The sequence below is a fragment of the Acinetobacter larvae genome (assembly GCF_001704115.1).
Classification (GTDB): Bacteria; Pseudomonadota; Gammaproteobacteria; order Pseudomonadales; family Moraxellaceae; genus Acinetobacter; species Acinetobacter larvae.
In genome coordinates this window covers 2,428,589-2,439,883 of the sequence record NZ_CP016895.1, presented here as the reverse complement: position 1 = coordinate 2,439,883, position 11,295 = coordinate 2,428,589, and the positions used below count along the sequence as shown (strand labels likewise).

Below are 11,295 nucleotides of genomic sequence, written 5' to 3'. Positions count from 1 at the left end.
TGCTCATCTCAATCATTGACGACATATACATGACCATCTTCAAATCTCTTATCCCCTCACAGTAATTAGTCTACATGCTAACCATCTTTTGTTGGCTAAGATGCGTAATTCTATTAGTTTCTCAAGTAAAATCTGCTAAAGTAACTGCTCTTAGATTCTGATCTAAGTGAGTATGTCTCTATTTTCTGTGAGACATTAAAATTTGTGAGTAACATTGTGAGTAATACTGCAAGGCTCTAAAAATTTGGTTTTATACATCAAAGGATTAAACGTAAAATGCTTCTAATGATCGACAATTATGACTCTTTTACTTATAACATCGTCCAGTATTTTGGCGAGTTAAATCAAGAAGTGAAAGTGGTCCGTAATGATGCCGTGACGCTAGAGGACATTGAGCGATGGCAACCCAAGTATTTGGTGATTGGACCTGGACCATGCTCTCCGAATGAAGCCGGTATATCTTTGCCTGCAATTCAGCATTTTGCTGGAAAGATCCCGTTATTGGGGGTGTGCTTGGGGCATCAAAGTATTGGTCAAGCTTTTGGTGGTGAGGTTGTCCGTGCCAAAACAGTGATGCATGGGCGTTTATCGGATATGTATCATCATGATCAAGGGATTTTCCAAGGTCTACCGTCACCATTTTCTGCTACACGTTACCATTCTTTGGTGATTGATCAAGAGACGCTGCCAGATTGTTTAGAGGTCACCTGTTGGACGCAATTTGCTGACCAACAACGTGAAGAAATTATGGGAATTCGCCATAAAACATTGGCAGTCGAAGGCGTGCAATTTCACCCAGAATCAATCTTGAGTGAACATGGTCACCAAATCTTTCAAAATTTTTTAGAAACCTATGCATAAGTACAGCACAATGAATATTCAACAAGCATTAAACCACATGACCAAAAACATTCATCTCACACATAGCCAAATGCAAGATGTGATGCGTTGCATTATGCAGGGTGAGGCTACTGATGCTCAGATTGGCGCCTTATTGATGGGGCTGCGGATTAAGGGTGAAAGTATTGAAGAAATGACTGCGGCGGCTGAAGTGATGCGTGAGTTAGCGCTCACAATTGATGTCAGTGATCTGCCTTACCTCGTCGATATCGTCGGTACTGGTGGTGATGGTCAAAATTTATTTAACGTCTCAACGGCATCGAGTTTTGTGATGTCGGCAGCGGGCGCGACGGTCGCCAAGCATGGTAACCGTGGGGTGTCATCTAAATCTGGTTCATCTGATTTATTAGAACAAGCGGGCATTGAACTGGATTTAAGTATTGCCCAAACTGAGCGCTGTATTCGAGAGATGGGGGTGGGCTTTTTATTTGCACCCAATCATCATCCTGCTATGAAATATGCCGTTGGACCCCGTAAACAATTGGGTTTTCGGAGTATCTTTAATTTACTTGGACCGCTCACCAACCCAGCCGGGGTCAAACGTCTGGTATTGGGCGTTTTTTCCCAAGAACTCTGTCGCCCAATTGCTGAAGTCATGCGTAAGCTCGGCGCGGAACACGTCATGGTGGTACATTCTCAAGACGGTTTAGATGAGATTAGTCTGGCTTCATATACCCATGTCGCAGAGTTGAAAGCGGGTGAAATTATAGAATGGACTTTAAGTCCTGAAGATGTTGGCATTGCTTCACAAACTTTGAGTAGTTTAATGGTACAAGATTCGGCAGAAAGTCTAGCCCTGATCAAAGATGCTTTGTCGCGTAAAAAATCAGAACGCGGTGAAAAAGCTGCTGCCATGATTGCTTTAAATGCGGGCGCAGGTTTATATGTGTCGGGTTTGTGTTTGAGTTATGCCGAAGGTGTGGCTTTGGCGCAAGATATTATCGATGGTGGGCAAGCCTTAGAGAAAATGAGTGTATTGGCTGAATTTAGCCGTACTTTGAAACAGTACACGGTATAGGGGCTGCAAGTGGATATTGCAAATACAATTTTAGGGCGCATTATTACGCGCAAATATGAAGAGTTGGCTGAGCGTCAGGCTTATCGGAGCTTACATGATGTTGAGCAATGGGCGGCAGCTGCGAGTCCAGTACGAGCATTTGCCAAAGCTTTGCAGCACAAACGTCCAGCGATTATTGCTGAAATTAAAAAAGCCTCACCCTCAAAAGGCATTATTCGTGCTGATTTCGATCCTGCACAGATTGCGGCACAGTATGAACAAGCAGGTGCAGCCTGTTTATCTGTGTTAACCGATGTAGACTTTTTTCAAGGGCATGATCAAAATATTGCTATTGCACGTCAACATTGCGCTTTGCCGGCTTTGCGTAAAGACTTTTTGGTTGATCCCTATCAGGTGGTTGAAGCACGTGCTTTGCATGCGGATTGTATTTTATTAATCGTTGCAGCGTTATCTGATCAACAATTGCAAGAAATGGCACAAACAGCTTTTGAACAACATTTGGATGTCTTGGTTGAGGTGCATGATGAACATGAACTGGAACGGGCATTACAATTAGATGAACGTTGCTTACTCGGCGTCAATAACCGTAATCTTAAAACCTTTGCTGTTGATATCCAAAATAGCTTGCGTTTAAAAGCATTATTGCCTCAAGATCGTTTGTTGGTTACAGAAAGTGGTATTGCCAGTACTGAGCAAGTTGCAATGATGCAACAACATGATATTCATACTTTCTTGGTGGGTGAAAGCTTTATGAAACAGCCTGATCCAGGTCAGGCCTTACAAGCGCTGTTTGGTCAGCCACAATCACTTTGATTGCCATTCATTGGCTAGAGGAATAATTTAAAATTTGCTATGGGTAATTCTGATTCAACGCTGTCCAAAGAACAGCAAAAACTTCTCAAAGCTTTTAAAAAGCAGATTGGTGTTGTGACAACGGCAAAAAGTGTTGCGCCTGTTGAAAAGATAGACGTGGTCGAAGATGACCGCACGATTTTCTTGAGTGCGTTACACGGGGTTGTCCCGATGCCTAAGCAAAATCAGGTACAGCCAACCAAGCCGCAGCGCCCAGTGGTTGATGCGCAGATTTTGGCGAAACGTGCAGCAGCAGAAGGTCCAGTGCAAACGGAACATGTTGAGTTATCAGATACCCAAGCGATTTTAAACCCGGTAGGCAGTCAGTCTAAATTAAGTTATCGCATTGCAACCTTACAGCATCGCGTGTTTGAAGATTTAAAAGCTGGTAATCTGCGTTGGTATGAAGCGGTAGATTTACACGGTTGTACGGTTGAACAAGCGCGCAGTGCTGTATTGCAAGTCATTGAAATGGCAAAAGCTGAAAACCAAAATGTGGTAAAAGTGGTGCATGGTAAAGGACCGGATGCTTTATTAAAAAGTTATGTTAATGGCTGGCTACGTCAGCATCGTGATGTATTGGCTTTTGTCAGTGCACCAGAGCAACAAGGGGGTACGGGTGCCGTATTGGTACTGCTCAAACGTGCCGAAAAAAATCCCAAATACGACCGAACTCAACAGCGTGCTTGAATAGTTGTCAGAATTTCACATATTTTCTGCTACAATGCCGTCGTCCCAGTTCGATCAGTTTAAGTGAACACGTTTTATGTCTATGCAGCAATCCTACGCCAATATCCTCACAGCAGTGGGTGAGGATCTTAATCGTCCAGGTCTTAAAGATACGCCGTTACGTGCTGCTAAAGCTTTTTCTTATCTGACCTCAGGTTATACACAGTCACTCGCGGAAGTGACCAATAATGCGGTCTTCCCGTCTGATAATCATGAAATGGTTTTAGTCAAGAATATTGAATTTTATTCGTTGTGCGAACATCATTTACTGCCTTTTTCTGGGCGCGTTCATATTGCCTATTTACCCGAAGGGCATGTGCTAGGGCTGTCTAAATTTGCCCGCATTACAGAAATGTTTGCACGTCGCTTACAGATTCAAGAAACGCTAACCCAGCAAATTGCTGAAGCCATTGCAGAAGTGACACAGGCACGTGGTGTTGCAGTCATGATTGACTCGGCGCATATGTGTATGATGATGCGCGGTGTGAGTAAGCAAGCTTCGACTACGCGTACCGTCGCTTATGTGGGCGATTTCAAAACAGACAAAGATGTACGTCAAGAATTCTTACAAGCATTACCCGAAGTCTATTAAGTGAATACTCGATGTGAAGTTTTGCATTTGAGTAGAGCGCTGGCAAGTATGGCGTGTCGCAACGCTCTCAAGTGTCATCTTGCGACACACTCAACCCTGAACAACATGGTTTGCTGGTTTTGTTCAGGGCTGAGTGCTATTGATTGAATGACATCATTTTAAGGCTCGTTTTGGGCTTAAATCGAAGCCCTTGTTATAAAATTTTAATGTATTTTTTAAATCACCTCTTTAAGCATTTACAACGGCGATAAGTTCTAGGCTAATGTCTTGAAAACCATTTGGAACATAAATACAAATTGCCTCGGATTGCAGCATGTTTTGATAAAGCACATGATGCGGTTCAATTTCAAAATAATGTACGCCTGATCGAACCGGAATAGCAGTGGGAACTTGTAATAAGTGTTGTAGTGGTACAGCAGCCAAAGCGGACACTACACGTTGTTCTACATCAATGCTACTTCCCACTTTAAAGCGTAACGGCACCAGTTGAATCAATTCATGGCTAGGCATTGCGCGACTGGATACCGCCAAATATAAACGACTATCTCGGTTAATTTTGTCACTTTCTAAGCTACCCAGCCAATAAGAAGGGCGTATTTCTTTGAGCGCAATACTGATGTAACGATTGGAGATAATGGTATCTAATAAATCTCTTAAAATCTTATCGAGCGCATTAAAACTGCTATACAAATCTAAATGTTGGTATGGGGGTAAATGCTCAACATCATAGGCAGTGGAAAAAGTCAGTAACGAACCAGTCAATTTTAATAGCTCATTATAAAGTCTTTCTGGATGTACATCTGGATGTTGATATAAATGTGCCAAACTGGCATAGGCCGTATTGAGGGCATTGACCAACCAAAATGAAACAATATCTCCTGAACGAAATTCTATAAGCTTTTGTTCATTTTCGCGGTTATTGGCCTGAATGGTTTTAATTTTAGTTTTGATCACATTTAAAATTCGTTTTAGATTTTGCAATAAACGCTCAGAAGCATGTAAATGGAGTAATGCTGGAATAAAATCCTGAGCCAGCTCAAAATGACCTGTATTTTGTCGCTTTAATTTGGCGATTGCTAAATATAGAAAACCATCGTCATGATGTTGATCGGTTAATTGTGTTGCACTAAGTTTAAACTGCGCTTGTTTATGCAATAGGGTAATGTCGGCTGCTGGTGCATTGGTAAATAAATCTTGGGTATTGGCTAAATAGTGATGATAGCGACCGCTTTGGCTGTTATTTTGCTGGGATAGATTTTGTTTATTGGCTTGTACGACAGGTAATGCCAAATAAACCAACATTTCTGTTTGCATTTCCAGCGTATCTAAGGCAAGTGGTTCAGGTAGTAGATCTTGATCTGGTGCATTATAAATATCGCCATCCTGCCACAGCATACAGATTTGATGTAACGCCAAAATATTGAGTTGTAATTGGACGTGATCAAATAACAGATTCTGAATACCAAAAGCATAAATCTGTATGGCATTGATATTTTGGTTCAGCTGTTGTTGTTGATAATAATCTTGTAATTGGAAATGTTGTGGGCGTAAAAATAAACCATCGCCCCATAGGACTTTGTCTGCTTTAAACATAGAGAATACTCTTAAATATTACGCTTATAGCTTGCGTTTATGGTTTTTATAGGCGCTTAAGGCACATCAAATATTGCTGTTGATTTGCCTAGGGCATGAAGATCATATAGATTGTTGTAGCTTTGCTGGTATAACTTGATGACTACGGTGGATCTATGAGATTGCATCGCAGTTCAAGTGTATAAAGCGGTCGTTTTTTGTTATTATACGAAGCCATTTGTCGAATAAGAATATGAATTTAATAGATAATTTAATAATCTGGATTTTTAATCCATTTGGTACACAATAGGGCTAAGCCCTCTAAAGTTCAGTTGTATCAAACTATATTTTTGATAAATATTAAAAAAATAAACAGTATGGCTTTTAGCTTGCCAATGACTTGAGTCGAGGTCGCTATTCTTTACAAAAAGATTGAAGCGCTTAGCAACTGAAAAGTTATGATGTATTGCGTATCATCATGATAAAAATAATGAGCAGCAAAAAAGCATTTCTATCACGCCATCCCAATCATGACAGATTTAGGGCAGCTGAAAACCAATATGCAGCAATTAAAATAATTTTTATCCTAAACATGAGGTTAATTTTGAAAAAGACAATAATTATATCGGCTGTAATGTTTTCTATGGGTTTATGCAGTACCGCACTGTATGCGGAATCGGTTAAATTGAGTCGCAGTTGTATCAAAAAAAATCCATTGGTAAATGGAGCTGCCGACCCAACTTTATTGAGTATTTACGCGCAGATTTGCGATAAAAAAAATAAAGAGCCGCAACAACAATCCATTTATCTGATCCAAGCTGCGCAACGATTTACTCAGTTAGATCAACCTTATAAAGCACTGACAATAATCAATACGCTAGAACAGCGTCATATTCAGCATAATGTTTTAACCGATGTAAAATTTGCTGCCAGTAGCGCTTTGGCGAATCAAGCAATTTTACAGATGCGTGAACATGAGGCGCGGTATTTACCGTCGGATCAACTGACCAGCACGCAAAATTTATTGCATAATATTCAGCTCGCACAAGGTGCTCCCAAAGAAACTGTCGTGGCTAAAGCCGTGACAGTAGAGCATGCAGCGCCAGCGACTGTACCCACAAAACCCCAAAGCAGACGTCGCGTAACGACACCGAAGGCGGTAACGCCAAACAAAGTAACACCACGCACTCATGTAAGTCAGCATGATAACAATCATAAAAGCACACAGCGCGCGAGTGGATCATCAAGTGATCCTTTTAATGGCTTAAAATAATAGGGTTTAGCAACAGGTCTTGTCTTGTATAAGATATTGATTTTACCCGATGTGACAGATCACATCATTGCACAATAGATGAGCGCTTACTGAACAATATAAATTTAACAGTGTTAATTTATCGCGTTATCAGTGGACGCTGATCTTTTTATTATCACAACAAGGACAATAAAACATGAAAGATATTTATATTCAATTTTTAGGCAATTATAAGATTGAGGGTGAATCTCGAGATACTGAACATAAAAACTGGTTAGAAGCCAATACTTGGTCACATCATATCCGCCAACCCAAGTCTGCAACCTCCTCAAGTGTTGGTGGGCATACCGCTGAACGCGTAGAACATTCTGATATGGTTTTTGTGAAAGATCTCGATGCAACCAGCCCTAAACTATGGGAGGCATGTTCGGCTGGGCATACCTTTGATGAAGTACAAATCGATTTTTATCGTGCCAATGGCGATCAGCGTATTAAGTATTTACAGATCAAGTTAAAGCATGTGCTGGTTGCCAGTGTTACGCCAACCGTCAATGAAGAGGGTATTCCGAAAGAAGCATTGGCATTAAAATATGCAGCGGTAGAATGGACTTATAATCAGCAAGATATTACTGGTGCATCGAAAGGTTCTGTGGTGAAAAAATGGTCTCTTTCCAATAATACAGCATCTTATGCGGCTTAAGTGCTGAAGTTAACTTAGCTTAACTTAGAGATTGCAGTATATAAAGATCATTCTAAATAGACTGTTTTTATAAATGTCTTGTATTTAATCTATCATATTGTATTTAAAAGTAAATTATTTGATTTTTAAGGGAATTTAATGTATTTATTATGATAAAAACGCCAGTTCAATGACTGGCGTTTTTAGCTTTTTACATCAAGAGCATGATGTTCTGTTGACAGATGTGATTATTCTAAAAACTTCACCGTAACACCTGCTTTAACTTTTTTACCTAAATCATTTGCATCCCAGTTGGTCAGACGAATGCAGCCATGTGATGCGGTTTTTGAGATGAGGCTTGGGTTTGGTGTCCCATGAATACCAAAGGATTTTTTACTTAATCCGATCCAGATATTGCCGACTGGACCATTTGGACCAGGGGGTAATGAAAGTGGTTTGGTGTTATTCCCTTGCACGAAATTACTCGGTGAGTAGCTATACCAAGGATTTTTTGCAACACCCGTTACTTTATAGGTGCCAATTGGTGATGGCGTAGCAGAACTACCAATGGTTGCAGGGAAAGATGCAATCATTTGATTTTGTTGGTTAAACAAATACAGTTGTTTGGCACCTTTGTGAGCAATGATCAAATGTATATCTTCAGGTAAGTCATTACGCACATTGCTGACGATGATTTTTTCACCAGCTTTTTTAAAGGTTGCATTTGGATTCAATTTCTTTAAGAAGTTTTCATCCATATGAAATTTTTCACCCAACATTTCACTGACACGTGTGTAATACAAACCTTTCATTTTGGCTTGTTGCGCATAGTCACGTGGAATTGAAGCAGCATAAGGCCCTTTCAAATCTTCAGCAGTAATGGTGTATTCCACAAAAGCAGCTTTATTGCCTTGTAAACGTACCAGTTCATCCCAAGTTTCTTGGGTGAGCTGCCCAGTGGCTTTTAAACCATTCATTTGTTGGAAAGATGAAATCGCTTTTAAGGTATTCATGCCGCTGGTGCCATCTATTGCACCAGGAGAAGCATGTGCATTATTCAACATCACATGGGCACGGGCATAGACTGGGAATTGACCTGCACCAATATTGTCATACCATTCCGCATTATTTAGACCATCCAGTGTCCAAGATGCTTTGATGGCGGGTTTGGGGCTGGTTGTTTTACTGTCGGTGACAGGGGCGCTGCTAGGCGTTTTGTCGGCACTGGGCGCTTGTCCAATGGTTGCATCAAGATTTTCAGTCTTTTCTAAGTTCTGTAGTGTGGCAGAAGCTTTATTGAGATCACTTTGTTCTTGAGCTGAGATTTTTGTGGTTGTCGAATTGTTTTGACCATCAATTGCAAGTGGATCGATTGGGTCTTCTACAACTGTTGTGCTGGTATTGTGTGTAGGCTTAGCTGATTTGTCTGTATTGGCTTGCTGGGTATTATGAGCTGCATAGCTATGTCCAACCAATATAGTACTTAAACTCAGCGCAAGGATAGAGCGAACGAACATGTATTGCGACCTTTACAATGATAGATGTAGGTATATAAAAAACCTATCAAGTATTACAGAAATTGTTTTTTTATGCAGTATTTGTTTTGTTTCTTATCCCAAAATAAGTTACTCATTTTGGGAATGATTCCGCGCTAAACTTGGATAAAGCATGACTCAATCTATTGCTTTTTGCTATGATGGCTAAAATTTGATTGTAAGATTGGAAAAGTAAATGACGACCTTAAAAAATGATCGTTTTTTGCGTGCATTATTGCGCGAGCCAGTGGACTGTACACCGGTATGGATGATGCGACAAGCTGGTCGTTATTTACCAGAATACCGTGAGTCACGGAGTCAAGCAGGAGACTTTCTCTCGCTCTGTAAAAATACTGATTTAGCCTGTGAAGTGACTTTACAGCCTTTGCGCCGCTATGACTTAGATGCCGCAATTTTATTTTCTGATATTTTAACTGTGCCAGATGCGATGGGCTTGGGATTATATTTTGAAGCAGGTGAAGGTCCAAAGTTTAAAAAGACCATTGCCACCGAGCAAGATGTTGCTGCTTTGCCTAAGTTAAATGCGCAAAGCGACTTAAGTTATGTCATGGATGCTGTGCGTGCTATTCGTTCCGCATTGTCTGGTCAGGTCCCGTTGATTGGTTTTTCTGGTAGCCCTTGGACTTTGGCGACTTATATGATTGAGGGTGGTTCGAGTAAAGACTTTCGCTTTACCAAGCAAATGTTATATCGTCAGCCTGAAGTATTACATGCTTTATTGGATCATTTGGCAGATGCAGTCATTGACTATCTCAATGCACAAATTGATGCGGGCGCACAAGCAATTCAAATCTTTGATAGTTGGGGCGGCGCACTGGCTCATCAGCAATATCAAAGCTTTTCTTTACAATATATGCAAAAGATCGTCGCAGGCTTACAAAAAGAAAAAGAGGGGCGACGCATACCTGTTATCTTATTCACCAAAGGTGGTGGGCAGTGGTTAGTACCGATGTTAGCGAGCGGTGCAGATGCTTTAGGTTTGGACTGGACAACACCTTTAGACGTGGCTAGACAAATGGTACAAGGGCGTGTCGCATTACAAGGTAACTTGGATCCTGCGACTTTGTATGGTGATCGCACAACGATAGAAACTGCGGTTAAACATATGCTTGATGATGCTTATGCTGCCGGTGAAAAAACAGGTTATGTTGCAAATTTAGGTCACGGCATTACACAATGGGTTGACCCAGACCAACCGAAAATCTTTGTCGATACAGTTCACCAATACAGCGCAAAATATCTTGCCTAAATATTTATAACATATAAATTTGGTGTTGAACTGCATTCGATGCATATGATTTCAGATCTATTTCATTTACTGTACAAGGCAGCTTCCTCTGCCTTGTTTGGTATTTTACTATTGCTCGCCTTTATGGTGACAGCTCCCATTGGCAGTGATGCACATTGGGGCTTATATCGTTATGACCTTTTATTGATCTATGCTTTAGTCATTCAAAGCGTATTATTGCTGTGCAAATTGGAGTCTTGGAAAGAAGCAAAGGTGATTGCAATTTTTCATGTCTTGGCAATGATCATGGAGGTTTTTCTTACTCATCCCGAGATTGCCTCTTGGCAATATCCTGAACCTGTTGTTTTTAAAATCTATACCGTACCGCTGTTTGCTGGTTTTATGTATTCAGCCGTAGGGAGTTTTTTTGCGCGGGCTTTAAAAATATTTCAGGTAAAGATTTGTGCACTTCCGCCTTTTTCGTGGATGATCATATTGTCTGTCATCTCTTATTTAAACTTTATGACTAAATTTTTTATTTGGGATGCACGTTATATTTTATTTTTAAGCAGTATTTTATTATTCCATAAGACACAAGTTTATATGACGCTGAAACAACGCCAGATCAAAATCCCCATGCTGGTGCTGTTATTAATTTTTGCATGTGTGATTTGGATTGCAGAAAACATTAGTACTTTTTTTAATATCTGGTTATATCCTTCGCAATTGGAAACTTGGCATATGGTCAGTTTATGGAAGTTAGGCTCATGGTATTTGCTGTTATTGTTGAGCTTTGTCTTGGTACTTAAGGTATTGGGGCATCGACAAGGTAATGGTGACTGGACTTTAAACTGTAAACTGTAAATAGTTAAAGCCCCAAATAGTTAAAGCCAAAAATAGTTAAAGCATGGTATTTA

The 11,295-nt window shown here is 40.5% G+C and carries 11 protein-coding genes; 9 read left to right on the top strand and 2 right to left on the bottom strand.

The features are described 5' to 3' along the window. Nucleotides 1-276: 276 nt before the first annotated feature. The 5 genes from BFG52_RS10945 to folE all read left to right on the top strand — a co-directional run bounded on the left by BFG52_RS10945 (nucleotide 277) and on the right by folE (nucleotide 4,091). A complete protein-coding gene (locus BFG52_RS10945) occupies nucleotides 277-861 on the top strand; it encodes an aminodeoxychorismate/anthranilate synthase component II (protein WP_067555984.1) in 585 nt (194 codons plus the stop codon). Between the two features lie 10 nt (nucleotides 862-871). Beyond that, nucleotides 872-1,918 carry an anthranilate phosphoribosyltransferase gene (gene trpD, locus BFG52_RS10940; protein ID WP_067555981.1) on the top strand — a complete coding sequence of 349 codons (1,047 nt, stop codon included), beginning with the start codon at nucleotides 872-874 and terminating at the stop codon, nucleotides 1,916-1,918. 9 nt (nucleotides 1,919-1,927) lie between these two features. Then, entirely contained in the window at nucleotides 1,928-2,731 is an 804-nt protein-coding gene (gene trpC / locus BFG52_RS10935; RefSeq protein WP_067555977.1) for an indole-3-glycerol phosphate synthase TrpC, read from the top strand. A 39-nt stretch (nucleotides 2,732-2,770) separates the two neighbouring features. Continuing rightward, nucleotides 2,771-3,460, top strand: a complete 690-nt coding sequence (locus tag BFG52_RS10930) for a Smr/MutS family protein (protein WP_067555974.1) — start codon at nucleotides 2,771-2,773, stop codon at nucleotides 3,458-3,460. An 82-nt stretch (nucleotides 3,461-3,542) separates the two neighbouring features. Further along, nucleotides 3,543-4,091 carry a GTP cyclohydrolase I FolE gene (folE, locus tag BFG52_RS10925; RefSeq protein WP_171257365.1) on the top strand — a complete coding sequence of 183 codons (549 nt, stop codon included), beginning with the start codon at nucleotides 3,543-3,545 and terminating at the stop codon, nucleotides 4,089-4,091. 228 nt (nucleotides 4,092-4,319) lie between these two features. Here folE and tssK read toward each other — a convergent pair whose 3' ends face one another. After that, the gene (tssK, locus tag BFG52_RS10920) at nucleotides 4,320-5,684 is read right to left on the bottom strand and encodes a type VI secretion system baseplate subunit TssK (protein WP_067555968.1); all 1,365 of its coding nucleotides are present in this window, start codon (nucleotides 5,682-5,684) and stop codon (nucleotides 4,320-4,322) included. 583 nt (nucleotides 5,685-6,267) lie between these two features. On the opposite strand from tssK, the gene BFG52_RS10915 reads away from it, so the two are divergent. Together BFG52_RS10915 and BFG52_RS10910 are read left to right on the top strand one after the other, a co-directional pair. Then, on the top strand, nucleotides 6,268-6,936 hold the full coding sequence (locus BFG52_RS10915; protein ID WP_157758108.1) for a hypothetical protein: 669 nt from the start codon (nucleotides 6,268-6,270) through the stop codon (nucleotides 6,934-6,936). Between the two features lie 175 nt (nucleotides 6,937-7,111). After that, the gene (locus tag BFG52_RS10910; protein ID WP_067555961.1) at nucleotides 7,112-7,615 is read left to right on the top strand and encodes an Hcp family type VI secretion system effector; all 504 of its coding nucleotides are present in this window, start codon (nucleotides 7,112-7,114) and stop codon (nucleotides 7,613-7,615) included. A gap of 227 nt (nucleotides 7,616-7,842) precedes the next feature. Here BFG52_RS10910 and BFG52_RS10905 read toward each other — a convergent pair whose 3' ends face one another. Further along, nucleotides 7,843-9,111, bottom strand: coding sequence for a L,D-transpeptidase family protein (locus BFG52_RS10905; protein WP_067555958.1), 1,269 nt, complete (start codon nucleotides 9,109-9,111; stop codon nucleotides 7,843-7,845). Nucleotides 9,112-9,325: 214 nt separating this feature from the next. On the opposite strand from BFG52_RS10905, the gene hemE reads away from it, so the two are divergent. After that, nucleotides 9,326-10,399, top strand: coding sequence for a uroporphyrinogen decarboxylase (hemE, locus tag BFG52_RS10900; RefSeq protein ID WP_067555955.1), 1,074 nt, complete (start codon nucleotides 9,326-9,328; stop codon nucleotides 10,397-10,399). Between the two features lie 39 nt (nucleotides 10,400-10,438). After that, nucleotides 10,439-11,242 carry a DUF817 family protein gene (locus BFG52_RS10895; RefSeq protein ID WP_067555952.1) on the top strand — a complete coding sequence of 268 codons (804 nt, stop codon included), beginning with the start codon at nucleotides 10,439-10,441 and terminating at the stop codon, nucleotides 11,240-11,242. The last annotated feature ends 53 nt before the right edge of the window (nucleotides 11,243-11,295 follow it).